General features: G+C 34.6%; 18 protein-coding genes and 1 pseudogene. 1 reads left to right on the forward strand and 18 read right to left on the reverse strand.

Annotated elements, in window-relative coordinates; genetic code table 11:
• Positions 1 to 213: 213 nt before the first annotated feature.
• The 4 genes from BN1058_RS06965 to BN1058_RS06980 form a co-directional block, all read right to left on the reverse strand.
• Positions 214 to 939: a transposase gene (locus tag BN1058_RS06965; protein WP_255307016.1), complete on the reverse strand. Its 726-nt coding sequence runs from the start codon at positions 937 to 939 to the stop codon at positions 214 to 216.
• Between the two features lie 292 nt (positions 940 to 1,231).
• Positions 1,232 to 4,759 carry a YhaN family protein gene (locus tag BN1058_RS06970; RefSeq protein WP_090854839.1) on the reverse strand — a complete coding sequence of 1,176 codons (3,528 nt, stop codon included), beginning with the start codon at positions 4,757 to 4,759 and terminating at the stop codon, positions 1,232 to 1,234.
• Positions 4,756 to 6,024 (reverse strand): metallophosphoesterase family protein, encoded by a 1,269-nt coding sequence (locus tag BN1058_RS06975; protein ID WP_090854842.1) that lies wholly within the window; start codon positions 6,022 to 6,024, stop codon positions 4,756 to 4,758. The genes BN1058_RS06970 and BN1058_RS06975 overlap by 4 nt, the downstream gene beginning before the upstream one ends.
• Before the next feature lie 187 nt (positions 6,025 to 6,211).
• On the reverse strand, positions 6,212 to 7,798 hold the full coding sequence (locus tag BN1058_RS06980; RefSeq protein ID WP_090854847.1) for an L-lactate permease: 1,587 nt from the start codon (positions 7,796 to 7,798) through the stop codon (positions 6,212 to 6,214).
• Positions 7,799 to 7,994: 196 nt separating this feature from the next.
• Between BN1058_RS06980 and BN1058_RS06985 the strand changes: the two genes are divergently transcribed.
• Positions 7,995 to 8,261 carry a YuzF family protein gene (locus BN1058_RS06985; RefSeq protein WP_255307017.1) on the forward strand — a complete coding sequence of 89 codons (267 nt, stop codon included), beginning with the start codon at positions 7,995 to 7,997 and terminating at the stop codon, positions 8,259 to 8,261.
• A gap of 242 nt (positions 8,262 to 8,503) precedes the next feature.
• On the opposite strand, the pseudogene BN1058_RS06990 reads toward BN1058_RS06985, so the two are convergent.
• The 14 genes and pseudogenes from BN1058_RS06990 to BN1058_RS07055 form a co-directional block, all read right to left on the reverse strand.
• Positions 8,504 to 8,684: pseudogene (locus BN1058_RS06990) on the reverse strand (glycerate kinase); the annotation flags it as partial.
• Positions 8,685 to 8,714: 30 nt separating this feature from the next.
• Positions 8,715 to 9,329: an alpha/beta hydrolase gene (locus BN1058_RS06995; RefSeq protein ID WP_090854852.1), complete on the reverse strand. Its 615-nt coding sequence runs from the start codon at positions 9,327 to 9,329 to the stop codon at positions 8,715 to 8,717.
• 83 nt (positions 9,330 to 9,412) lie between these two features.
• Complete coding sequence (locus BN1058_RS07000) at positions 9,413 to 10,357, reverse strand: ring-cleaving dioxygenase (RefSeq protein ID WP_090854855.1); 945 nt, start codon at positions 10,355 to 10,357, stop codon at positions 9,413 to 9,415.
• A gap of 320 nt (positions 10,358 to 10,677) precedes the next feature.
• Positions 10,678 to 10,842, reverse strand: coding sequence for a tRNA-dihydrouridine synthase (locus tag BN1058_RS07005; RefSeq protein WP_090854859.1), 165 nt, complete (start codon positions 10,840 to 10,842; stop codon positions 10,678 to 10,680).
• A 157-nt stretch (positions 10,843 to 10,999) separates the two neighbouring features.
• Positions 11,000 to 11,632, reverse strand: a complete 633-nt coding sequence (locus BN1058_RS07010; RefSeq protein WP_176694457.1) for a YesL family protein — start codon at positions 11,630 to 11,632, stop codon at positions 11,000 to 11,002.
• Positions 11,633 to 11,694: 62 nt separating this feature from the next.
• Positions 11,695 to 12,774 carry a sialidase family protein gene (locus BN1058_RS07015; RefSeq protein ID WP_090854865.1) on the reverse strand — a complete coding sequence of 360 codons (1,080 nt, stop codon included), beginning with the start codon at positions 12,772 to 12,774 and terminating at the stop codon, positions 11,695 to 11,697.
• A gap of 296 nt (positions 12,775 to 13,070) precedes the next feature.
• Positions 13,071 to 14,423 (reverse strand): sialidase family protein, encoded by a 1,353-nt coding sequence (locus BN1058_RS07020; protein WP_090854869.1) that lies wholly within the window; start codon positions 14,421 to 14,423, stop codon positions 13,071 to 13,073.
• Between the two features lie 93 nt (positions 14,424 to 14,516).
• The gene (locus tag BN1058_RS07025) at positions 14,517 to 16,211 is read right to left on the reverse strand and encodes a type 2 periplasmic-binding domain-containing protein (RefSeq protein WP_090854872.1); all 1,695 of its coding nucleotides are present in this window, start codon (positions 16,209 to 16,211) and stop codon (positions 14,517 to 14,519) included.
• Between the two features lie 23 nt (positions 16,212 to 16,234).
• Positions 16,235 to 17,113 carry a carbohydrate ABC transporter permease gene (locus BN1058_RS07030; protein WP_090854875.1) on the reverse strand — a complete coding sequence of 293 codons (879 nt, stop codon included), beginning with the start codon at positions 17,111 to 17,113 and terminating at the stop codon, positions 16,235 to 16,237.
• An 18-nt stretch (positions 17,114 to 17,131) separates the two neighbouring features.
• Positions 17,132 to 18,085, reverse strand: a complete 954-nt coding sequence (locus BN1058_RS07035; protein ID WP_255307018.1) for an ABC transporter permease — start codon at positions 18,083 to 18,085, stop codon at positions 17,132 to 17,134.
• Between the two features lie 258 nt (positions 18,086 to 18,343).
• Positions 18,344 to 21,175, reverse strand: a complete 2,832-nt coding sequence (locus BN1058_RS07040) for a sensor histidine kinase (RefSeq protein WP_090854878.1) — start codon at positions 21,173 to 21,175, stop codon at positions 18,344 to 18,346.
• On the reverse strand, positions 21,157 to 22,701 hold the full coding sequence (locus BN1058_RS07045; protein ID WP_090854881.1) for a response regulator: 1,545 nt from the start codon (positions 22,699 to 22,701) through the stop codon (positions 21,157 to 21,159). Before BN1058_RS07045 ends, BN1058_RS07040 begins: the two co-directional genes overlap by 19 nt.
• 242 nt (positions 22,702 to 22,943) lie before the next feature.
• Entirely contained in the window at positions 22,944 to 24,689 is a 1,746-nt protein-coding gene (locus BN1058_RS07050) for a glycoside hydrolase family 35 protein (protein WP_090854884.1), read from the reverse strand.
• A gap of 42 nt (positions 24,690 to 24,731) precedes the next feature.
• Positions 24,732 to 26,003 carry a Gfo/Idh/MocA family protein gene (locus BN1058_RS07055; protein WP_090854886.1) on the reverse strand — a complete coding sequence of 424 codons (1,272 nt, stop codon included), beginning with the start codon at positions 26,001 to 26,003 and terminating at the stop codon, positions 24,732 to 24,734.
• Positions 26,004 to 26,325 lie beyond the last annotated feature (322 nt).

Here is a 26,325-nt window from a genome sequence, read left to right on the forward strand (position 1 = left end):
CTGTCAAATGTGGTGGTGTGGTTCTCGCTCCAGCATCTCTTTTATAAAACGTTTATTATAAGCAATGCTTGTACCTAAACCGCAGGGGAAATACACTCGCTTTCCGCGGGCACGGCCGAAGCTAACTTGGTAAAGAAATTCACTTTACCAAGTTAGCTTCGGACTCGTGCTGTTCCCGCAGGAGTCTCGCATATTTCCTCTGCTAAGGCGCTTTTATAATAAAACTTTTCTTATCTCTTGTCGCCATAGTATTTTCTTTTTCAAACGCTCAAAACTCTTAATTCCATAAGACATGCGTTTCGTCACTTTTATCGTGTTGTTCACACCCTCGATGTATCCATTATTAAAGGGGTACATAAAAGATTGAAGGATCTCTTGTTTCCAACGTTTAAATGTCTTCACGACCTTGTGAAAGGATTCAATATTTGACATCCTCATTTCTTTCAGACATGTCTCTAATCCTTCTTTGGCAGTCTTTTCATCACTTTCTTTAAACCACTGATCAAGCTTGTTCTTCAATTGGTATGCTTCATCTAATCGGACATCTATTTTGAGTAATTGCTTTACTTTTTCTTGTTCTTCTTCGGTCAATTTATAGCTGGACTTCCAAAGTAATTTTTTACTTCGTTTCATACGAATGCGAGCCTTCTTATCTAACGTTCGTTGCACTTCACGCCTTACTTCATCTAGTGCCCAATACACTGCCGTATAAGTTAGCGCAGTTGTTTGAATGGACCGTGTACTTCGTTGATATCTTTCCACCATGTCAAGTTTTTCGTAGAATGTATGATGGCCTGGTTTATTTGAAATAATAGGCCCTTGAATATGCTGGGTACGATAATTATGAACACGCTTTGTTTTCTTTTTACAGATCGGGCATTGTTGTTTCTTAACCGCTGTAATTAACTTTACATAAAAGGCATCTGATTCACTACGCATATCCCAAATATCTATATGCTTGTCTTAATCCCTAACATTTCTATGATAAAATTGTTTTGCACGCTTTCCCTCTCCTTTTCCTTTTTGTCTACAACTTTAGGGTAACAAAAGAGAGGGGAATGCGTGTATTTTTTTGCTTCTATTGATGCCTTGAAAGATCAAGGGGGCACCACCACATTTAGTATAGAGCCAAATATACTTGTTTGCTAATTGTTCGCTATTGGTATAAAAAAGTAGAAGTTTACTTCCTTATGAAGTTAAACTTCTACTCTTTTTTTAATCCATCAAACATTTACATGAATACACTTTGTTTGCTGTTGTTAAGTTCAATGGATTCAAATAAGTTTTCGGCAACTATGTCACGCATTAATTCTACGAGTCTCTCGTGATGTGTAAAAAATATAACTTGGGTTTGATGGGATAACCCTACTAAGATCTTTAACGTTTCCTTTGCACGTGCATCATCAAAATGAACAAGAATATCATCAACAATAAAAGGGATCGGCTCATTTTCTGAAACGTATTTTTCAATACTTGCTATCCGAAGTGCCAAATATAGTTGATCTGTTGTTCCATCACTCATTCCGGCTATCTTGATTTTTTCATCATTACGAATCCCCATCATTACGGGTTGATCTTTTTCATCAAAGTCGACGATAATGCCATCAAAAGAATCAAGAGTTAATCTCCTAAATAGTTCACTTGCTCGACTCATAATTGGACTTTGATTCTTTTCGCGATAATATTCTATTCCTTTTTGCAACAATAAGGAAGCTAACTTATGGTTGACATATTGATCTGTTAGCTTTGTGATATTAGCTAATACACTCTCCTTCTCCTCTGCAGCTTGAACTGCAGCAGAATTGGCTCCTGCTATCTTGTCTTTATATTCTTGTTTCACTACACCATGGCTTTGTTCAAGATCAGATCTAGTTTTATCTAACTCCTGTTTCTTTTTACTTATTTCCTCTAAATGGTAATCTATTGCATCATGATCGACAGTTTTTGCTTCTTCAAGTAATTGTTCTAACGTTAAACCATCGCCCACTTCTACTATCTCTTCTTCTCTCCGTGCTAATTTTTCATGTTCCGATTGTTTTTGTTTAAATGCTTCTTCTATTTGTTCTAGTTCTTCTAATGTGTCACAGCCTGCTTGTTGCATCAATTGGCTTAACGTTTCGTTTGCCTTTTTAATAATACTTTCTTCTGTTCTTTTCTCTTGTTGTAGTTCTTGTTTTCTTGCGGTTAAATTTTCCAAATTCACTTTATCCTGTTTTGCATTATTTAACTCTTTATATGCTGTTACAACAATCATCTCTATTGACATATCCATAAATGACTGCGGTAGAGCCTGCTTAAGTTCTAAAACTTTTTGTCGGAAGTTTTCCACCTGATTTTTTGTTTGTTTAATTATTTCTTCGTTTTGCTGCAATTCTTCATACTGTTGCACAGCAGCTTCAAATGTTTCTAGAAGATCTGGTGCGATAGTTGGCATTGTTGTTACGGAGATCGGGACTCCATCTAATATATTTACCCACGCTTCATGCCATTGTTCAATCTGCGTAATCGCATTATCTTGTCTTTCCTTCGCATGATCCAATTTCTCTTTTAAATCTTTTTTTCTATCTTGTAGATTAACCCTGTCATTCTCTTTTTTAGTTACCTGTTTTCTTATTTCTTCCGCTTTATCTAGCAACTCAGCTAATGTCAAATCTTTAGATAATGTAATGAGGGCTTGTAAAGAAGATTGTAATAACTTTCTACATGTATCACGTTTCTCTACTAACCTAGTAACCTCTTGTTCTAACTTTTGTTTATTAAAAATTAACGAAAGAATATATTCATATTTTTCCATCCATTCAATCATTTCACTAGGTGTCAACGGATCAATCTTAGCTGGTCGCCATTCATTTTTCCATTTTTCATGCCAAGCTTTTTGTTTTTCTTCTATGCTAGCATATTCCTTTTCTAAACCATCTACCTTTGCTCTAGTCACTTCTATATCAGCAATAAGCTTATTTTTCTCTCCCAGCTTTTCTGCCTCTCTTCGCATCAGATCAGCCGTATCATCTGCTTTACCTATACTTTTTTCAAAAGCTAAATCTAGTGGAAGACCTTGGGTAAATGCTTGAAGATCTTGATCTTCGACAGATTGATTGTTTAGTCTATCTCGAATAATCAACCACCCTTTATCTCGATGCTGCCTTAAGTCTTGCAAGAGTTTTTCTGTTGGAATATCAGCCAATGATTCCAGTTCTCGTATCCGTTTTTCATTTACTTCTATTGACTTATTCCCCTCGGATATTTTTTGTTTAATTTGCTGCAATTCTTGGGTGAGCGCTTGCTCCTTTTGCTCATATTTCTTAATGGTGTTTTTTAAGTTTGGTATTTGTAATTGCGTGAGCTCATCACTCGTTCCATTCCAAAGCGAAAGACGATCAATTAAGGTGTTGATTTCTTGCTCCAATTGGACTAATTCTAGTTGTTTTTCATGAAGTTGTGTTTCTATTTTCCCTTCTTCTTTCACTTTATTTATGGCACTTTCCAATGATGTAACATCAACCGATTCATCAAGTTGCGCCAATCGTTCGTTTTGCTTTTGGAGCTCCTTCTTTATGTCGGCAACTTCTTTCTCTGAATTCTTGCTCTCTTGTTCCAGGAGTGGATATTGCTCGCTTAGTTCTCGAATTGCTTTCTTATCTACAGCAGAAATGCGATACTGCTCAATATTTTCTAAACGAGTATGCTTTGCGTCTATTTCTTTTAATGCAGAAAGAACTTGTTGCTCAAGCTGACGCTGTTTTCCTTCTAAACTTGGTAACTGCTCACTATTATGTTGGTAACCATCTAGTTGTCGATAAAGCTCTTCAATTCGCATTTCTTGATTAAGTATCTCCGTTGGAATAGAAAGATTCTCTATATCTTGCTGGATATTATTTATTTTTCCTTCTACTGTTTTCCAATTTTGTTGAGCACTTTCCTTTTGCTGCAAGGCTGCTTTTTTATCTTGTTCCGCATGATCAGGAAGATCTGGTGTATCGCTTAATTCATATAATTTTTCGATTGTTTTGTGGCGAAGTGCAATCTTTGGTAATGTTTGTTTTAATCGACGGTATTTTGTTTCTTCTATTCCTACATTCTTTACTTCTTCTTTTATCTCTTCTATTTGTCTTTCTCCATCTAAATAGCTTTGCTCTAATGCTTTCCATTCCTGGACTTTCAACTGACTTTCCGTGATTTGTTTCGTTAGTTCTTTTTCTTTCTTTATCGCTTGATTAATCCTTGGTTTTGAACCGCTTTTTAGATAAATACTTCTAGCGGTATTATCCAATTCTTCTAGTACTTCACGAAGCTCACTAATTCCCGATGCTGCAGAAAATAAACTTTCCCCAACATTTCCATCGCTCTGAAACAGACTTTCGCCACCTTGACGCAATCTAACATGATCAAGGGCAAACATATTGGAAAATTGTTGTTCACTTATGCCATTAAGAAACTTTTCTACTTCTTTTTCATTCAATGGTTGATTATCGCTATCAAGCACTGTGTTCTTTCGGCCTTTTCTACGATAGAAAACTAATGTTTCCCCGTCTCTTTTTCTAAGCTGTCCTCCAATCCGTAATTTTTGATTACTGTGAAGAAAGGAATCTGTTGTTTGTTGCGGGAAACCATACAATAGGTTAGATACCGAACGAAGAATGGTACTTTTACCTGCCTCATTTCGACCATAAAGAATATGGATGTTTTTTTCACTATCAAAAGGAAGTTCAAAATTTGTAAAATGCCCAAATGCTTGTAGATTTAAATGATCAAACCTCATTTTCCAACACCTTCTTTCGTTTGAAAATGATATAAAATTAAATCCTCTACCTCTTGTAATCTATCTTTTATCGATAATGGATCAGTGAAATGAAACCCATCTTCCCCACGCTTTAATTCATATGGTAAGGCATGATGGATGTCCTTGAATTCCTCAAGCAACAATTGTAACGTTTCTTCATCCTCTTTCACGTTCTCAAGAAACTCTAAAATTGTTGCGACAGGCGTATGTTGTTCCTTTAATTGATCCAAATCAATTAAACGTGTCGTATGGAACTTTACTTTTTCTACCCACACATCACCTATTGTCATCGCCAGGGAACGAAGATTATTCATCACATACTCTTTATTTACGATTAATTGGTTATGCATTGAACTTGCACCTGTTAACTGAAAACGAACAGCTAAAAATCTTCCGTCAGCTTGTTGTTGCAATTGCTCAAGTTGCATCCTTGCTTCCTCCATCACATCATCCATTGTCTCAGCAAAAGATACATCTACTTTACAAACTTCCCAACGTATGACATCCAAAGAATGATGTGCATAAGAAACGATTTGTCCATTTTCTACATCTACAATGGTACATCCTTTATCTCCTGGCTCACGAATATGTCTTCCTTGAATATTGCCAGGGAACAAAATAACTGGATCATTATCGTGTAATACTTCTCGCAAATGAATATGGCCTAATGCCCAATAATCATATCCTTTAGCAACCAGTTCCTCAACAGAACAAGGAGCATAATTTTCGTGACCCTCCCGTCCAGTGGCACTTGTGTGTAAAATACCAATGTTTAAATATCCATCTAATTTCTGAGGATAATCTTTAGCAAGGTTTTCAGTTACAGAGCGTGTCATAAAACCTTGTCCATGTAAAGCAACTTTACATTCCTCATCTACTTCCGTTATGGCTTGATTAACAGAAAATTCTATTACATTATCTGGTAGATTTAGCTCTTTTGTGATAATACTTTGCGCATCATGATTTCCACGAATCATATATACTTTAATACCTGCTTGCTTCAGACGCGTCATCTGGCTCACAAAAAACAAACCTGTATTATAATCTTTCCAATCCCCATCATATAAATCACCAGCAATAATCAGAAAGGCAACTTCCTTCTCTATTGCTAGAGTAACTAAGTTTTTTAGCGCTTCTCTCGTCGCATTTCTTATTTCTTCTACTGGAGCTCCTTCATACTTTTCCAAGCCCTTTAGTGGACTATCTAAGTGGATGTCAGCAGCGTGTATAAACCTGAATGACATACCGATTCTCCTCTCCATTTGAAGCTTCGTCATTCCTTTTCCCTTGTAAATGCATGAAATACATTTATCCATCCTAATTTTACAATTATATTATTTTTCATAAAATCATTCTATACTTACAGAACATTTACCTTCTTTTTCTTGTTCTGAAATAATCGATAAAGACTCTAATAACCATGAATCCTTTTTACAATAACTGAATTGCAACAAATCCTGCTATTCCGATCAATACACCATAAATGATGGCAGGTACTAATGTTTTTTGAATAATTTCGCCTTCTTTTCCTGTTAAGCCAACAACTGCACTAGCTGCCACCACATTATGAACACAAATCATATTCCCGGCACCAGATCCAAGCAGTTGAGAGGCCAACACCACATTATGGTCCAATTGGATTTGGCTTGCCACACTATATTGAATTGGTGCAAATGTCAAGGTCGAAACTGTTGCACTTCCTGTAATAAAAGAACCAAGTTCACCTAAAAATGGTGCAACAAAAATCCAAATGGAACCTAAGTTATTCGCAAATGACAATGCAATATATTGCGGCATGCTCGTCATATCAGTCATATTCAATCCAGAGTTACTAAACACTTGTACCATGGCAAGCGTTGCAAATAAAGCAAATACAGTTGCTTTAATCGTTGAAACAGACTGTTTTGCTGCCCTTGTTATCGTAAGGAAGGATTTACGTTGAATAACAAGAGCTATCAAAGCTGATACAGTTAAGATCGTTCCTGGTGAGTATAGAAATAACCAATCTGAATGAATTGCTTCGATTCCTAATATATTATTCCATGATAAATTCAATACTGTTTTGGTAAACGTATTTAACCATGGAATAATACGAGTGAAAAGAAGTAAGAGTACGACGACAAGATATGGTGCCCAAGCTGTAAAGAGACCCATCTTTGATTTTTGTTTATCCATTTGAAAATTTTCATTCTTAGCTTCTTTCCATTCATCTTTTGGTAATAACCAACCTTTTCGAGCTGTTAAGGTCGCTATCACTAAAACGGTTAGTGATGCTAAAACAGAAACAAATTCGTGGCCAAATAAACGTGCAAAAATAAATGCAGCACCTGTGTAGGTAATTCCAATAAACAAGGTCCATGGTAACATCGATAAAGTCGCTTTTAATCCACTTTGTTTACCAAAAAAAGTTGTTAAAATTACTACTACTATAAACGGAATAAATGTACCTGCAAATAAATCAAGTAATGTTGCTTGGCGTGCAATTTGATTAAAAAACGGCACGCTAGCACCTGAGATATTACTTAATCCAACCGCAACTGGTGTTCCAACTGCTCCAAATGCGACTGCTGTACTATCAGCTATCAAAGCAGTTGTTGCTGCTGCAATTGGTTTAAATCCTAAAGCAATTAGGAGTGGACCCGTAACCATTGCTGGTGTGCCGAAACCCGCAGCGCCTTCAATAAGTGATCCAAATAAAAACGCAACAATGACTGCTTGTACTCGCATATCCTCAGAGATAATTTGAAATCCTTGATTGATTCTCGTAATAGCTCCGGTATTTTGCAATGTATTTAATAAAATAATAGCACCGAATAAGATCCAAAGAATCGTCAGTGTTTTATGCCCTGCTTGAAGAATTGAGGAGAAAATAACCATCGCTTCCATTCCCCATGCTGTATAAGCAACAAGAATTACTACTAGTGCACTAATAGTCATTCCTCTTGTTGCAGGCATTTTTAATAGGACTAACGTAATAAACGGAACAATAATTGCACTTAAAGCACCAATCAATAACATACTATCCACTCCTTGCTTTTTTGTATAAAATCGTTTTTTTCTTTTAACATGCCACATCATTCTTATAACATGTACAATTACTGGTTTTTTATTTTTATGACTAACATGAAATGAAATGGGGGAATGACTATGGCAATTTGTCTTGCCGTTGAATAACCTAACGTGTATGAACAACAAATTAACGGAGGTAATAAATATGAACGACCCTTATATGCAAATGTTTTCACCAAACCAACCAAATACACCTGATCAATTAAAACAAGTGATGGTAGTGGAACCATTTGTATTTGCAGCTGCAAGCTCCTTAGTAGGTAAATATGCAGTTATAGAGACAACCAGAGGCAGTGTGTCTGGTATGGTTAGAGACGCAAAGCCAGATCACATCGTTATTCAAGAACGTGATTCAACCTTTTTTGTACGTCTTTGCGAAGTTATTTGGATTATGCCAGATACTACAAATTAAATAACTATAAATAAAAGGACGAATCTTATACTACGCTTGGTGTAAAGATTTGTCCTTTTTCATTAAATGTCTTCTTTTTATATAACCCCTTTAGCCTTTCGAGAAACCTAAGATTCAGATAATTTCGAATTAAATTGGGGTTTTTAATACGTAAGATATCCATTCAAAGAGGTATTTTTTAGTTCGAACAGTTTGTGGGTAATTAAGGGGCTAAATAAAGAGGAAAAAGTCATCTATGTCATATTTAATGACATCAGTAAAGATTGAATTATGCCTTCCCCACCATCTGCCATTGGAATTACATCATAGATTACAGATCCTTGATAACCTAATTCAAATCCTCTTCACTGCCTCTGCCGCCTGTTTTGCAGTCATACTTTCTTTAAAAGAATCTGGTGCAATGACAATTTTCTTAATACCCATTGCTCTCTCCCCCTTTAACAAGAAACGCTGTTATTCTTTAAAATTTAAACTACGATACCATTCACTAGCAGAAGCTACCTCTGCATGTGTTAATTGATGTCCACTGTTTTCCCAATGTAGTTTAACATTCGCATTCGCGTTTCTGAACAGTGATTGCAGCTCTGTCGACTCCTCTGAGGAACAGATAGGATCATTTGTTCCAGCTGCAATAAATATCGCTTTTCCTGTTAAATCTGGCAATATAATTCCTCTTCTTGGAACCATCGGATGATGAAGAATAGCGCCTTTTAAGGCATCCTGCTCATGAAATAACAAACTCGCTGCTATGTTTGCCCCATTTGAATAGCCAACCGCTATCATATTATTCCTATCAAAACTATAATCCTTAGCCGCATCATTAAGAAATTGATTTAATTCATTCGTGCGATATATTAAATCCTCTTCATCAAATACACCTTCTGCTAATCGTTTAAAGAAACGTGGCATGCCATTTTCAGAAATATTTCCACGAACACTTAAAACAGATGCTTGATCATCTATTCTTTCAGCAAGCGGTAATAAATCTAATTCATTCCCACCGGTTCCGTGTAATAATAGTAACGTTGGTTTCTTAGGATCTTTTCCTTTATTAAATACATGCTTCATTATCTATCCTCCTAAGTACAATCGGTTTAGTTGTAGTACGCTTTTTGTTGATTTTGCATTCTAATCAATGGAAACTTTCAAAATCATTTTTTATCAAGTTTTCTTAGTTTTATTGGAATCAATCTTTCTTCTAATTTTTCTCTGTATTTTTCATATCGAGTGGGTAACATTAACCTTTCTCCCATTCTTTCATGAGGTTCATCAAGGGCAAAGCCAGGAGGATCTGTTGCAATTTCAAATAAGATTTCCCCATGTTCTCTAAAGTAAATCGAATTAAAATAGTTTCTGTCTTGCACAGGCGTCACACCATATCCATGTTCTGTAAGATATTTTTGCCACTCTAATTGATCATTATCATCAATCGCTCTCCATGCAATATGGTGAACCGTACCTGCCCCCATCATTCCATTCCCTGAAGGCCTTAACTTTACATCAACCACATTTCCAATGTCACTAGAAGATCGAAAACGCAGCATATCTCCTTCTTCTGCCACTTTGTTAAAACCTAATACCTTCTCCATTAATTCTGCCGTTTTTTCTGGGAGTTTGGATAAAAGTGTTGCTCCTCCAAATCCTTTAATTGCATATTCTGATGTTACTTCACCAAACCCCCAAATATTTTTTTCTCCTTCTTCTCTTTCAACCATTTCTAAGTGAAGCCCATGTGGATCTTCAAACGACAAGTATTCCTCGCCAAAACGTTTTATTTTTGTATAAGATACATTGAATTTTGTTAATCGACTTTCCCAAAAAGCCAATGCGCCTTCTGGAACGACATAAGATGTAACGCCAACTTGCCCATCTCCAATGACCCCTTGACGGGCACCTGCCCAAGGAAAGAATGTAATAATCGTCCCTGGCTTACCACCTTCATCACCGAAATAGAGATGATATGTACCTGGATCGTCAAAGTTAACCGTCTTTTTCACTAAACGTAAACCTAGAACACCAGCATAAAAATCCACATTTTCTTGCGGATGACCTACAATAGCAGTAATGTGGTGAATCCCACTTGTTTTCTTCATCATTTCACTTCACTCCTCGTACATGTATTAAAGATTGTTGTTCAATTATTTTTTATTCCAAAGTCATATATTCTGAATTCGAGATATTATATTAAAAAAATTTTATGTTTTGCACATGGAAGCCTAGCTTTTTCAATTGTACAATTTAATGACAAATCTCTTCATATTTCTCTATATATTCATTATTCATTACATCTATTTCTTTTTATTATCTTGAATTTGAGATAATTTTATATTATTAAAGTACTTCTGTCAATTTCTAATAATGATGGGTTGGATGGATTTGTTATCCTCAGAGATATCAAATGCTCAGTATTGTTTTGTCACGCTTTTAATCCTTTCGTAAATGATTTAGTAATTAATTGTGGCCTAGTAATTGCACTTCCAACTACAACAGACCAGGCACCAATCTCCAACATTCTTCTAGCCTGCTCCGGTGTCTGAATTCGCCCTTCGGCAATTACAGGAATAGATGTATTTTCAACCAAGTATTCTACAGGACGTTAAAAAGGGAAAGAAATGATTTCGTTAGTAATGGTTAAATCTGAAGACTGATATGAACGAAACTCCTCATAAGTATCATAAGTAACTATTTCTTCCCTTTTTGAAATTTTAAAATTCTAGTGGCTTTCATTCGCGTTTCAATCAGACATGCTGTTCATTAATCTTTTTCTCCACACTGATAAATGCTGCAATAGCTATTCGCATAAGTATATAGGTGAATACACTAATTCCGATAAAAGGAAGTAAAACTGGAACCATATCGGTTAAAAACCAAAATCCAATAAAAGTGAGTACCATAAGTAAGACATGTAACGGATTTGATATTGACATAACTAGTGCATGCTTAACTACTTCTGGAATGCTAATATTAAAGTGAACATAAACCGGAATGATAAAGAGCAGTGTCATTAAAAATAATAGAATAAAGGTAAAAGTAATCACTACTAACACAATTGAAGTAATTCCACCAATAGCACTAAACAAGTTCATATAATATATAAAACTTGCTCCTACTAAACCAAGACCAAAGCCTAATCCATTTGCTTTCAGAAAGTTTTCTTTATAAGTTTGAAAAAAAGTTTTTCCTACAGCGAAATCCTGTCCTAAAACCCACTTTCGATTAATCGCAAACATTGCAAATGTAGCAGGAAATATACCACCTATAACAAGTCCAAGCAAAGTACCTAACACCCATAAGATTTGAACGTGCAACATTTTTGTTATCCATTCCATAAACTGCATTAACTTACTATCGCTACTAAAAATTGAATTCATTTTTACACCATCCTTTATGTTCCAACACCTGCTGATTCTTAATTTCATAAATCAAAACTAGGTTATGAATGTACAAAAACATCCTCTGTAAAACTATATCCCCGTATTTGACAGTTGTTTGAGTCATCAGAAAGATACTGAACGACATAGATTTCCCCATCATCAAACTGTACCCAACCAGAATAGCCATTATCAGCTACTGGTGAAGGATCATAATCAATCGGAAGAACTCGGATAAATTGCTTATTACGTTCTATTTCTAGTGCAGCATCCTGATCGAACCAAGCTGCAAAGAAGTTCTGAGTCGTACCATATCCTGTCGGTCCACCAGGGTAAAAGCGATACGTAATCATAATCTTGCCACTCTGTAATAAACGTGCAACAGGTCTTTGGCATCCTGGAATAGGCATACGATACGGACCTTCCCATGTCTTTCCATTATCTTTTGATATTGCCTTATAACAATCCCATCCTTCGCCGGTATTTTCCCTAAGAAATGCAACTAAAAATTCGTCTGGTAGCTCAAGAATCGATACCTCACACAAATTCAACCCCTCAACACTTGCCAAAGTAATCGGACCAAGCCAATCCTTACCCTGATTGTCTGTAAACCAAAGCATTTGTTCTAAGCAGCCATGGTCCTTACTTTTTCGATGTGCAGATAATAGCCATCGACCAGATTTCAATTCACAAAGGGTATCAGGAACGATTCCTTTTACTGGCGTTTCGATTGGTTCCGTCCAATTATTACCTTCTGGATCTCCAATGTATAAATAAGTTAATGCTTCATGAAAAAAACCTTTACGATAATCCTCATTAAAATAGATTTTATTCATTGCAATAACTAATCGACCATCTGATAATCTTGAGATACTTGGACAATCATAGAAATAATTTTTACCTGTTGTTCCCTCTGTTAAATCCCGCTTTTCACTCCATGTTCTACCACGGTCATCGCTTGTCTGATATACCACTTTCGTAAACTTGCGATCTAAATGACTATTACATTCAACAAAAACACATATAAGTCGACTGTTTCCTGTTAATACAAGCGATGGAAAAGCTTCATAAATAGTATCATCTTTACTAACTACAAATTTATTTATTATTTTAGCTCCCTCTTTTCTTTTAATAATTTCCATCCAAAAGAGATAGGAAAATTAACTTTTTTAAGTTTATTTAGGTGCTGAATATTATTAATAGAGATCTGTATGTTAGCTTTTTTTATGAATAATCTGAATAAATCCAATCAACGCTGCCTTGAAAGTATGTTCTGATAATGTATCATCTTTGCATTATATTAATACCTGGGTATAATGCAATGAAATCAGGTGATATTCCGCGAAACATATTTTCTGACAAATAAAATTGCTTCATGGTTTATCACCCCATTCTCATTAGGAGTTGTATTACACTTGCACTATTTTGAAAATTAGCCTTATGATTTAAGCCATTCAAGATTAAACGCTATAAACTTAATTATAATACTGTCATCATCATGTGAACTTTTCTCATATAAGAGACCAACTTCCCCATTAGAAAATACAGTAAGACATGAATAAATAAATCCAGTCGGTTCGATTTGTTTTGCGTACGGCCATGTTTTGCCACCATCTTCGCTAAGTCGAACGGTTCCTTTTGTACGGTATTGTTCATCTGCTGGATTAGAAAATAGCAATCTCGTTTTCCCATCCTCTTGATCTGGATATTTAAGAATAGAAGATTGACAAGTAGGATCAATTAGCTCATCATGGTAGCTAACATCAGACCAAGTATTACCACCATCTTTACTTACTGCTAATGCAATACGTTGTTTTCCTGAGTGATTTCTCATATAAACATGGATATCCCCATTTGGCATTTCAACAATTTGTGATTCAGTTAGATCTGAATTTTTCTCAGACAATGTCTCCGCATCAAGCGTAACTCCATTGAATGCTCTTCCATCATTTGGGGACTCACTACGTTTCCATGTCACCCCGTGATCGTCACTATAAATAAGTGCACATGACATCTTTCTATGTTTATTAGAATAGTAAATTGGAAAGAGTAACCTACCTTTATGCTTCCCCTCTTTTAACTGCAAGCCTCGGCCTGGTCCTGCACCAATAAATGCCATCCACGGCTCTTTTACTTGGGTATTTAAATCGATTGGATCAGACCATGTCAATCCATCATCATCACTTCGAATTATTTGTAAAAAAGATGTCCTCGCTTCAAGCAGTGATTCATTCATGTCAACCCCTTGTTTTAGGAATATGTTCCCTTTTTGTACACCGTTTACAAATACATTTCCTTTGCTATCTACTAAATAGGATGTTTCCATTTCTAAGGAATCGTACACTTTTCCCTTTTCATCGAGATAATATTCATTATGATCTACGTCATACAAGACCCTTCTACCTTTATTATCAAACCCTATACCTGTATCACTATTCCATAGTCCTACCCCACCTGGTGTGTGACACACAGTTAGCCATATGGTACCTGTTTCTTCATCTTGTAATAAAGCTGTGTCAATCGCAGCAGCTCCATCTAAACCCTCTCCAGGATATGCCACTAACTTTTGAATCGAACTCCAATTTTCACCATTATCTAAACTTCTACGTATTGCAGTTTCAATTTTATTCGGGTTATCTCGTGAATCTACAATTCTAGCATCAATGCTGGCTATAATTGCTCCTGTTTTAGTTGTAATCATGGAAGGAATCCGATAAGCCATAGAACCAGCAAGACGCGGATAGAATAAGTCAATCGGATCTGTTATTCCATTTTTCAGCTTCGTTTCCATACGCTACACCTCTTTATATAAAATTTATATATATTTAAAAATAGGAGAGATTTATAAGCCCACCATTGTGCTTATAAATCTCCCATAGAATTCTTACTGTGCTAACAAGTCTTCTACTTTTGGCGCTTTTTCAAGCTCATCTAAGATCTCTTGCCCACCATTATTTAACCAATTCTCTACATAACCATCCCACTCTTCATCGATGTCTATTTCTCCAACAATGGCACGCATCCGGAATTCGTCTACGATTGTGTTTAACTGCCCGCTATATCGTTTGTCTAGTTCCATACCATTTGTTTCATTAAATAGGTCATAGCGATATGGTCTAATTGCCATTTTCTCTACCACTTCTGGCTTAGCAAAGAATTTCTCCATTAATTTAAATGTATATTCTGATGTTAACCATTTCAAACGTTCACCAGGATATGTCCTAAAGTTATATGCCCAGAATCCCATATCGCCTTCTTCTGCTGGATATTCAGGTTTTGTAAGAATAGCTGATTCATTTGGTTCGCCTTGCCATTCAGAATGTTTACCGACTTCACCATATAATGTCCATCGCGCTTCATCATCATGGTTAATATAATCAAAAATTTGCAAAATTCTTGCTAATTCTTCGTCTGTTACTTCATTAGAAATATGATATGCATCACCTAGTAATGTTACTGGCATCCATGCGCCTTGACCTTGTTCTCCATCTGGACCAATTTCAGGTGCTGTAACAAGGATTTTAACATCTTCATCTGCTGCAACTAGATTTTGTGGGGCACGTGCCTTCGTCCAATCTTCCATTGCTACATAAGAACGTTGTGCAGTGAAATACCCAGTATTCCCAACTTTATATTTTTCCCATGCTTTTTCTACATCTAATGTTGTCCACTCTGGATCGACAACCCCCATATCGTACCATTTTGCTAATAGCTTCAAACCTTCTTTGTATCGGTTAGAAATTTCTGCTGCTTTTAACTCTCCATCTTCCATTAAGTTATACCCAGCAGCAACACCGTGTGCACCCATAAGTGTATTCATCCAATGCAACTGGTTGTTATAAGGTAATAAGCCATACGTATCGTTTTTACCATTTCCATCAGGGTCATTAAACGTAAATGCGTGTAAAATCTCTTCAACTTCTTCTGTTGTATATGCCTCATCAGTAAAGTAGATTCGCTCGAGTCCACCTTCCGGTCCAACTGGCTCTATTTCACCCGGGGGTTCAATACCTAAATTTTCCAACCAATCTAATCGGAATGTTGGCGCCCATAAAATCCCCCTGGTATGTGACTGTAAACCAGTTAAAGCAAGATACTCATCTTCTGTATCTTCGGCTATATTCATCTGCCAACCTGGTGGGTTTTCATCAAGCATTTTCGAGTAACGTGGTGCATACGTTTCAATCATTTCTTTTGGTATTGTTCTTGTTACTCCGCCATCAAACATTTCTTTTGAGGTTAACGTACCTGATGTGAAAGAAAATGTATCTGGTACATCCCCAGAAGCAATAGCAAGAGATACTTCATCGGCATTCCATGTGTCAATTTTAGTATTTACAATTTTTACATTAAACTTTTCTTCTATCTTTTGTTGTACCCAGTTGTCATCTTTAATGTCACCTTGTGTCCAAGAACCTGATAAATTAAGTGTGAGTTCTTTTGAAAAATCACCTACTTCTGGTAATTCGTCTGCAGTATCTGACTCTGAACTACTTTCGGTGCTATCATTACTACAAGCAACTAAACTAAAGGTGACAAACATAGTGATGAATAAAAATAAAAATTTACTATTCTTCATGTGTTATTTCCTCCCTTTTATTATTATCCTTTTAACGAACCAATCATAATACCCTTAATAAAGTACTTTTGTGCAAATGGATACACTAGTACGATTGGTCCAATTGAAACCATGACAGTTGCTGCACGTACGTTACTTAGTAATAATTCAGTATTTTGACCTGTCCCTGAAACTTGGGCGGCTTCTGCTGTTGGTGCAACATCAATCAGCATGTTTCGCACAACCGTTTGTAGTACTTCTTTAGTATCATCTTGGATATATACCATGGCATGGAACCATTCATTCCAGTGGAATACAGCTGCCCACAATGCAATGGTTACTATAACTGGCTTAGATAAAGGAATAATTATTTTCCACAAAATAGTGAAATAATTAGCCCCATCCATCAATGCCGATTCTTCTAATCCTTTATCAATTGTCATAAAGTAATTACGCATAATTATAATGTTAAACACATTGACAGCTGTCGGTAATATTAATGCTAACCGTGAATCTAGTAACCCTAAATTTTTGATTAGTAAGTAGTCAGGTATAATGCCACCAGAGAAGAACATCGCAATTAGGAATATAATTGTAAGCGTATTACGATAAGGAAGATCTCTTCTGGATAGTGGATAAGCTGCAAGTATCGTAAGTGTAACAATCAGTATTGTACCTACTACTGTTCGAAAAATCGTGTTTAAATAAGCAATCCCCACATCACTGTAATTAAAAATATATTCATAAGCAACAACTGTCCAATTTTCCGGCCACAGATTCATACCTAAGTTTGATGCTTGTTCAGCGTCCGAGAAAGACAGTGTAAATGTATTCCAAAAGGGATATAAAACAGCAATTGAAAATAAGATAAGCCCGATTATATTTAAGGTTTCAAAAAGTGATAATTTCTTTTTATTTGCCATTTTAAAAAAACCTCCTTCCTACCATATTCCATGTTCACTACGCTTGCGGATAATTGCATTAGAACCGACAATTAGCAAAACACCAATGATGTTCTTAAACAATCCAACCGCAGTTGCATAATCTAATTGGAATTGTTCTAGACCAGCTCGGTATACATACGTATCTATGATGTCGGCTACTTCATATACCATCGGATTGTAAAGGTTTAAAACTTGGTCAAAACCTGCATTTAGCATGCTACCAAGTCTTAGAATAAATAACACAATAATCATTGGCATAATTGAAGGTATAGTAATGTGTATCATTTTGTGAAATCTGTTTGCTCCATCCATCTCTGCTGCTTCATATAAACCTGGGTCAATCGATGACATCGTAGCCAGATATATGATTGCCGCATACCCTATCTCTTTCCAGATATCAGTTCCAATTAAAATTGGAATGAATGCACTTTTGCTCGCTAGGAAATGAATTGGCTCTACACCAAAAAGAGTAATAAAGAAATTAACAATTCCTCTTTCAGGTGAAAAGACTTCCACAATCATTGAAGAAAGTATTACCCAAGACATAAAGTGAGGTAAATAAGAGATAGACTGCGTAACCTTCTTAAAATTCATCTGTCTTACTTCATTTAATAATAGCGCAAATATAATTGGCGCCGGGAACGAAATAATAATTTTTAATAAACTAATGATAATCGTATTTCGTAATGCGCGTAAGAATAAAAAGTCATCAAACATTCTTGTGAAATGTTCAAAACCATTCCATGGACTTCCCCATATGCCAAGTCCAGGTGAAAAATCTTTAAAAGCAATCAAAATACCATACATTGGTCCGTAGCTAAAAATAGCCAACATAATCATTGGTACTACTAACATGATATAAAATGCTTTGTTCTTTTTAACCTCTTTCCATTTTGTATCCGCTTTCATTAATGTGTTTAGTGGTGAATACTTTTTTTTAGCTTGTTGCAATTGGACCCCCCCTTTTATTAATGTAACCGCTAACAATTTTTATTTTAATGAATTTCCTGAAAGTTTTGTAAAAATATTTTTATAAAATTTTGCACTATTTTAATAAAGTTTTTACATTCAGATTTTGTTACTTACTTTTCTCAATCAGATAGAAGGAAACAGTTCCTACTACCAAACCTATAGTTGACTTTTACAACCAAGTAATAAGTTCAAGCCGGCAAACAAAAAAACACATCTCAACATGAGAGATGTGTTGATTTATTCTACTGTTTTAAGCTTCTCTTCCTTCAGGTTAATCGGAATTTCTACCGTTACTTCAGTAACTTCTCCTTTTTTACTATCGATGTCAACACCATATTTTTTTCCAAAATAAATATTAATCCGCGCATTCACATTATAAATGCCTGATTTTTTTAATGTCTGTGATTGTAAGAGTCTTCTCACTTGTTCTAGTTCTTTTTCGTCCATTCCATTTCCATTATCGGTAACAACAAATCTAAGCTTGTTCTCTTTGTCAACCTTGTGACAAGCTATATGAATTCCTACCATTTTATCTGCTTTTTCTACGCCATGCTTTATTGCATTTTCTACTAGAGGTTGTAAGATCAATTTAATGGTTTTATAATCATATAATTCTTTGTCAATATCCCACGTGCAATAAAAGTTCTCGAATCGTTGTGACATAATCTTTAAATAAGATTTTGTAAAAATAATCTCTTCACCAATTGTGATAATATATTTTTCTTGGTTTGTAATAAACCTAAAATATCTACTTAATGAACTAATCATATCAACAGCTTTGTCTGTTTGCCGTGATTCAACAATAAACAATAGGTTGTCAAGTGTATTGTATAAAAAGTGCGGATTTACTTGCGACTGTAACGCATTCATTTGTATTTCTCGTTTTTCATAATTTATTTTTATCACTTCTTTATTTGCTTCTAAAGTTTGATTAATCAATGTATTCATTTTCTTCATACTTTTATTAAAGTTTTGCTGAAGCAAATCAAGTTCGTCAATCCCAGTCATACTTTCAATTACAGTACTAGTTGAGCCAACAAGATCCAATGTCCCAAATAACTCATTTACATGCTCCAATGGTTTGATTACTCGTCGGGGGATCCAATAAGAAAATATTGCTACCAGAATTAATATAATAAATAGTAAGTAACTATCACTTAAGAACAAACGATTAATTTCACTTTGTGTGTTTGCATATCTATACTGTGAAACGAGCTTCAAATCATTTACAATTAAATCTGTAGTAAAATCATAATGTTCTGTTTTTGTATTAACTAATGAGTCATCGGTTAACATCTCGTCAAAAGTAACGAGTTGGTCTCCTATACGTTTGGGATTTTGGGCAGAAATAATTGAATTATCTTTGTTTAAAATGAGTGTTACTTCATCTTCCCCTTCATAATTCCTATATAGTGTACTTAAATAATCATTTGCAATAGCAACGGTCACAAAACCAATGATTTGATCTGTTTTTTTATTACTTATAATTGGCATCCCTAACACTAGTGAAGTATTATTAAAGCTATCGGTTTGAATAGTATGGGACAATTGATTTTTAGAATTCTTTAACTCTTGAAAAAATTGTTCATTTGAAATTTTATTAGCATTTGAGTTGTTAGAAAAAATTAATTGATTTTTATTACTATACAAACTAAGTGTTTGATAAGGTTGGATAACAAATTTCTTGTCTCTTAAAAATGTATCTAACAAGCTGGATTGATCATTTTCTAAAATATTTTTTTGAAGGTTAAAGTCTAGTGTCACTTTCGTTAATGTTAGTTTTGACTGCTCAATATGGCGGTTTATTTCTAACACTTTTTTCTCATGTTCTAAATAATTGCTTTTTTTAATATCTTCCAAAATAACTTCGGATGTTTGCCAATAATAGATTGCTGCAAATACCAAAAGTGGGACAATAATCGTCATAAAGAAGTATAGAAATAGCCTTTCTCGTAACCCTGCCTTTGTTTTCGTCTTATCATCTCGGGAAACAACATCTAAATCACAAATACTATCTTTTTTGAGTACACTTAATAAACGATATAATGGAGAAAGAGCTGACTTAGCAACCTTACTTGAAAAAATAAAGGCTGTTAAAATAGTTAGAATGAATGTAATCAATACTACCTTCCATATAAATTGTTTCTGGAGATTATACACATCCAAGTCATCTACATACAATAGTTGGAAGTCGAAAAATGGAATTCTTTTATTATATACTTCTAAATTGTTATCGCTAACAATTAAACCTTCAGGCAGTTGACTATAATCCTTGATTTTATTAGTAATATCAATCTCATTATCTAAGCCTTTAAAAATAATTTGATCTTTACGATCCAATAGTAAGAACTGATCAGAATAAAACGATTGATTAAATAATTCACTTTGATTTAAAAAGAGAAGGATCGCTCCCTTTATTGTCCCCTCAGCGTCAACGATATTTGTACCAAAGAATGGTTTATGATTTAATCCTTCAAGATTAATGCCATTATTTTTAGAGGATATCGAATCCCCCAGATATACCTTTTGACGCGCTTCACCAATGGAGACAAAATTACATTGCGCATCAACCTCGTTATCTAATTCTAAGCCATTATAATCAAAGTTAATATACGATCTATCGGAACTGTATTGAGTATTTGGCGTAACAATCAAAACATTTTCAATAATATTATTTTCAATTTGTAGAGAGTATAAATACCGCTCTAATTCTTTGGATAAATAATAGTTATCTACTTCTGATGACTGTGGATCTGATAAATGGTTTAAATGCGATATAACAAAGTCATTGTTCTTTAATTTCATTACTGTTTGGTAAGCGTTGTTCAGTTTTTTCTCTAAGTCTAAAGATACTTGGTTTATCTTCAGCTCAATTGACTCCGATTTTTTTTCTATTAAAAAATGATTTATTTTGCTATTAAATATGTAGCTAATTATTCCAGTGAAAACAATTGTGGTTATTAAAGAAATTAAAATGAGATAATTTTGTAGGGTAAGTTTCTTTTTGGATCTTCTAAATTTTATTAAACGTATTACATTAGCCCATTTGGCTATCTTTTTCTTAGACATAAGGGACTTTTTCCTGTGATTTTTTTAAATACTTTATTAAAGTAAGAGTTACTCTGAAAACCTACCCTATTTGAGACTTCTTTCATTTTTAAATCGGTATTTTTTATAAGTTTTGTTGCCTCTTCTACTCTTACTCGGTTTACATAATCAATAAAGTTTTCACCTGTTTCATTTTTGAAAATGGTACTGAAATATGCTTGATGTAAGTATAATTCTTCAGCCATTGTTTGTAGAGTTATTTTATACTGATAGTGGTTTTTGACATAATTTTTAGCAACCGTAACATAACGATTATTGTACTTTTCATTGTGTTTAACTATGTCTACCGCAAATAGTTGTAATACATGTCGCAACCATTTTTTTAGCTCTTGCAGTGATTGCAGTTGATAAATTTTCTGTAATACATGTTCTTCATCAATGGAAGTAATTGTATATCCTTCTTCTTTAAGTTTAAGAGAAACCATCATAATTAATTTATAACTTTCTTTTTTTATCTTAACAACATTTTCACCTTTATAATGAATGATCAAATCAGTATATTGATTAACAATCGTTGTAATTTTCAGGGTTTCTTTTGTCAAAATTGATTCAACTAAGTTGCCTACACAATTTTGAATCTTGTCATCAAAAGAATCTTTTTCTTGCTTAACTAGATTATGAGCACTAGGTTTAAGGTCTTGATAGAAAATAATGTATTTATTCGGATTGAAATATTTGTAACTACAGGCATATATAGCTTCCTTATATGACTTATTAATTTGCTCCAATCCCTTTGCTAAATTCCCAACACCAATGTAAACAGGTTTTAAAATTATTTCCATATCGATTAATAATCGTTCTACAAAAACTAAAAATTGTTGTACAATAGGTTGGATATCATACTTAGAAATTGGTTTATGCTTAAAAATTAATAAAATTAAACTATTTTTATAAAATAATATCGGTATTTCTTGTTGATTAAAATAACTTGTGATTTTTTCTTTTAAGCTTTGTCTAAATGTAAAGGTTGCATACTCCTTAAGTATTTCATTTAAGCAGCAGATAACAATACGATTATAATCATATTTCAAAATGTCCTTGTATTTCTCAACATCTTTCCCTTCTGTCAGGTCTAATAACATTTGTTCATCATGTCCAGCCACCTTTTTTTCTTCTTTAAGCTCCATTACTAGCTTGTTCATCACTTCGGTAAATTCTTTTTTCAGTAAAGGTTTTAGCAAATATCCTTTAACTCCAAATTTTATTGCTTGTTGCGCATACTCAAAATCATCATATGCACTTAAAATAACAATTTTGATCTGAGGGTAAGATTGCTTTATTTTTTCAACTAGTTCAAGTCCAGTCATTTTTGGCATCATAATATCTGTCAACAAAACATCTGGCACTTCTTTGTTAATTATCGTTAGAGCTTCCTCTCCGTTTTCTGCCATTTTCACGACACCAAAGCCTAACTCGTCCCAAGGGAAAAATGTTACTAATCTATCTCTAATATTTTTTTCATCATCAACTATTAGTGATTTATACATAGAATCACTTCTCCCTTTTTTCTCTCAGATTTGATATAGCAATAATGATAACCTTATCATACTATGTTGATAGTCAAAACGGCAATACGGCATAACAGGATTATTTTAGCCTAGCTTATTACTACATAATAAGGAATGGCCATATAAATGGAACCATTCCTTATTTGCATCATATAGAAACGATGAATTTTTCGAGACACTTTTAACTATATATAAAATCATTTAATATATTCAACAGTCTACTATTCTAGTTTATGCTCATCAATTAGAGATATAACTTGATTATCTGGTTTTTGTAACTCAAAGATAACAATCTCATTTTCCCCCTGTTTTAATAGGGGACCAGGTAAGTATAGGGTTTTTTGCGGCCCGATTTCCCAATATCTACCTATGTTAAATCCGTTAACTAGTACAAAACCTTTCTTCCATCCAGCTAATTCAACAAACGTATCCCCAATTTCATCAATTTGAATACTACCACGGTAAAAGGTCGGTGTACTACTTATTCCCTTGACGTTTGTTTGGTAATTTAACTTTTCTAAATTATCCATAGGTAAACAAAAGATCTCCCAATCATATTGGAATTGAGAAGCAAAACGAACTCCTTCGGTAATTCCCTTCATATCTTTCAACTTCGGTCCATAGTTAATACGCCCCATGTTCTCTACTAAAATATCTAGCTGTGCACCTTTTTCAGGTACTTCGATCTCTATGGTATTATTTTGCCACCTGTCAATCACAGAGTGAAACTTTTGATCAACGAAAACAAGTGCTCGGTCTCTTACTTCTTGAATGGCTAATGGTCCCTTTTCTTTTGGCCCTTTAAGTATAGTGCGATATAAAATAAAACCATAATCCTGTCCCATTTCTTCCATAGATTCTGGATTGGCCTTTCTCACCGAAGAACTTATGTCAGGTAATGCATCAAATAAATTGGTAGATTCCTTCATTTCAACTAACCCGTAGTTTATCTTAGGAATTGGATCAGGTAATACAAGCTCTCCAATATCCTTATGTTTAGCAATTGCTTCTCTGATAGCATAGAATTTTGGTGTAATATCGCCTGTTTCGCTGATCGGACAATCATAATCATAACTCGTTATCGTTGGTTCATATTTTTCACCGTGGTTCGCTCCATTATAAAAGCTGAAATTAGTTCCCCCATGGAACATATAAAAGTTAACAGAATCTCCGTTACCAAGCATATGTGCAAAGGTATCTGCAGCATCTTGTGGATCACGTGTATGATGCTTCTCCCCCCAATGGTCAAACCAGCCATTCCAAAACTCCATACAAATATTTGGTGTATTTGGATAATGCTTTTGTAATAAATCAAATGCTTTAACTGGACGCGAACCAAAGTTAATTGTTGCTAACACTCCATCCAACGTACCACCTTGTAACAATAAATCAGATGGACCATCTGAAGTAAATAACAGTACATCGATACCTCTTTTTTCCATAGACTCTTTTAAATATGTTAAGTACTGTTTATCATTACCGAAACTACCATATTCATTTTCGATTTGCATTGCAATAATTGGACCGCCATGTGTACTTTGCAGCGGTTTTAACCTTTCCAGTAGTACATTATAATAGTTATCTATTTTTTCTAAATATGGTTCGTAGTAAGATCTAACTTTCATGTTTCGATCTGCTAACAACCAAGATGGTAGACCACCAAACTCCCATTCAGCACAAATATATGGGCTTGGTCTAACAATTACATATAAACCTAATCGGTCAGCAGTCTTTATAAATGCTTCAACATCTGAAAGTCCCTCAAAATTATATTCACCTTCTTTAGGCTCATGTAAATTCCAAGGAATATATGTTTCTACACAATTAAATCCACACGCTTTTAATTTTAATAGCCGATCTTCCCAATATTCGGGAACAATTCGAAAATAATGAATTGCGCCTGATATCAATTGAATGGCTTCACCATTCAGGTATAAATACTTACCACGAACTTCTAATTTAGACAAACTTAACACTCCCTCGCCCTAAATGAAAAGTCAAATGTCACTTTATTCCTGACTCTGAACCTTAAAACGATTATAATAGTCATCTAAATCTATCGATTGACCTTTATTTAGTCGTGACTCCTCAGCTGCAAAGGCCATTAAATGACTTTTTAGCGATACAGAGACAGAGGATACACCTTCCATTTTATCTTGATTTTTGATTTCATGTAAGAAAGTGCGTACGATTCCTTGATCTCCGCCACCATGCCCACCAACTGGGTTGCTTAACTTTATCACTGTCTCCTGTTTAGTTAAAAAATCAAAAATAGATATGCTATTTTCCTCCATGTTGCCACGTATTTCTCCTTTCGTACCCATGATTTGTACGACACGAGTTTGATCGCGTGTGAAACCACACATACTAAAGGTGGCGGTTGCTCCATCCTCAAATTCCATGTTAACAACTTGATGATCTACAACATCATTATCTGATTGATACACACATTTGCCATAATCCGTTTCATGTAACGCTTTGATTATGCCATCATTGGAAGTATCTTCTGTAAATTTACTTGCCCAGCCCTTTCCTTCACCAAGATAATAGCGCCCGGCATGGAATGGGCACTCTAACTCTACTGGACAACCATCTAAGCATCGTTTAGGTGCACCTATTGGAGCATTTTCTTCTTTAAAATGCATAAGTGAACCATAGGAACTCACTCGTTTACATTCTTTACCCATAACAAAATTAATAATGTCCATATCATGACAAGATTTTTGTAAAATCATTGGGCTTGAGTTCTTTTTATTATTCCAGTTACCTCTAACAAAGCTGTGTGACATGTGCATGATTTCAACATTTTCATTTAGTTGAATGGAGGCAACATCACCAATCGTACCATCCTGCACAACCTTTCTTATTGTTGACCAAAAATCGGTGTATCTCAGCACATGACAAATACTTAATTGACGGTTGTATTTTTTAGCTATTCGTTCCATCTCAATACATTCTTTTGGATCTGGTGACATTGGTTTCTCTAGTAATACATGATAACCTAACTCTAATGCCTTTATAGTGGGTTGAAAATGTTGATTATCTAACGTACAAATCATTGCGACATCCGCAATCTGTCCTTGCTCATACATCTCTTCCCAAGATTCAAAGCAATCTTCTTCTAATAATTCAAACGCATCTCTAAATTTATTCCTTCGTTCTACATGCGGCTCTGCCACAGCTACAATTTTTAGTTCATGTGGATTTTCTAATGCATACGGTGCATACGCTCTAAATCCCCTATCGCCAGCACCGATTATCACGGCCGTCATCTGTTGCATGTAATCGTCTCCTTAAAATTATTAATTTTTTAAAAAGGAATGAACATATCTAATTAACAAATTCGGTATTAAAATGTGAATGTTCAGTAATTGTTTAATTTAAGCAGATTTCACTGTTTAAGTAATCACTGCTTTGTATCCCCTTTTATAACTACAGTTACCTTCATTACTTTTTTATATAATAGGATAATTATATCCTACAATAATTTTTAAATAAAATGAAAGCGCAATCATAATAAATCTTGGAATTTTTTCATTCTTTCTATAAATAGTACAAAAACTAATATCTTGCTGCCTAAGACAGTTAGATATTAGTAAGATA

This window comes from Paraliobacillus sp. PM-2 (assembly GCF_001368815.1).
Classification (GTDB): Bacteria; Bacillota; Bacilli; order Bacillales; family Amphibacillaceae; genus Paraliobacillus.

Excerpts from the sequence above, each read along its gene's own strand:
- BN1058_RS07055 (WP_090854886.1), bottom strand. The coding sequence starts at position 26,003 with ATGCAACAGATGACGGCCGTGATAATCGGTGCTGGCGATAGGGGATTT.
- BN1058_RS06975 (WP_090854842.1), bottom strand. The coding sequence starts at position 6,024 with ATGTCATTCAGGTTTATACACGCTGCTGACATCCACTTAGATAGTCCA.
- BN1058_RS07000 (WP_090854855.1), bottom strand. The coding sequence starts at position 10,357 with ATGATGAAGAAAACAAGTGGGATTCACCACATTACTGCTATTGTAGGT.
- BN1058_RS07025 (WP_090854872.1), bottom strand. The coding sequence starts at position 16,211 with ATGAAGAATAGTAAATTTTTATTTTTATTCATCACTATGTTTGTCACC.
- BN1058_RS07010 (WP_176694457.1), bottom strand. The coding sequence starts at position 11,632 with ATGAATTCAATTTTTAGTAGCGATAGTAAGTTAATGCAGTTTATGGAA.
- BN1058_RS07020 (WP_090854869.1), bottom strand. The coding sequence starts at position 14,423 with ATGGAAACGAAGCTGAAAAATGGAATAACAGATCCGATTGACTTATTC.
- BN1058_RS06980 (WP_090854847.1), bottom strand. The coding sequence starts at position 7,798 with ATGTTATTGATTGGTGCTTTAAGTGCAATTATTGTTCCGTTTATTACG.
- BN1058_RS07015 (WP_090854865.1), bottom strand. The coding sequence starts at position 12,774 with ATGGAAATTATTAAAAGAAAAGAGGGAGCTAAAATAATAAATAAATTT.
- BN1058_RS07045 (WP_090854881.1), bottom strand. The coding sequence starts at position 22,701 with ATGTATAAATCACTAATAGTTGATGATGAAAAAAATATTAGAGATAGA.
- BN1058_RS06970 (WP_090854839.1), bottom strand. The coding sequence starts at position 4,759 with ATGAGGTTTGATCATTTAAATCTACAAGCATTTGGGCATTTTACAAAT.
- BN1058_RS07040 (WP_090854878.1), bottom strand. The coding sequence starts at position 21,175 with ATGTCTAAGAAAAAGATAGCCAAATGGGCTAATGTAATACGTTTAATA.
- BN1058_RS06965 (WP_255307016.1), bottom strand. The coding sequence starts at position 939 with ATGCGTAGTGAATCAGATGCCTTTTATGTAAAGTTAATTACAGCGGTT.
- BN1058_RS06985 (WP_255307017.1), top strand. The coding sequence starts at position 7,995 with ATGAACGACCCTTATATGCAAATGTTTTCACCAAACCAACCAAATACA.
- BN1058_RS07030 (WP_090854875.1), bottom strand. The coding sequence starts at position 17,113 with ATGGCAAATAAAAAGAAATTATCACTTTTTGAAACCTTAAATATAATC.
- BN1058_RS06995 (WP_090854852.1), bottom strand. The coding sequence starts at position 9,329 with ATGAAGCATGTATTTAATAAAGGAAAAGATCCTAAGAAACCAACGTTA.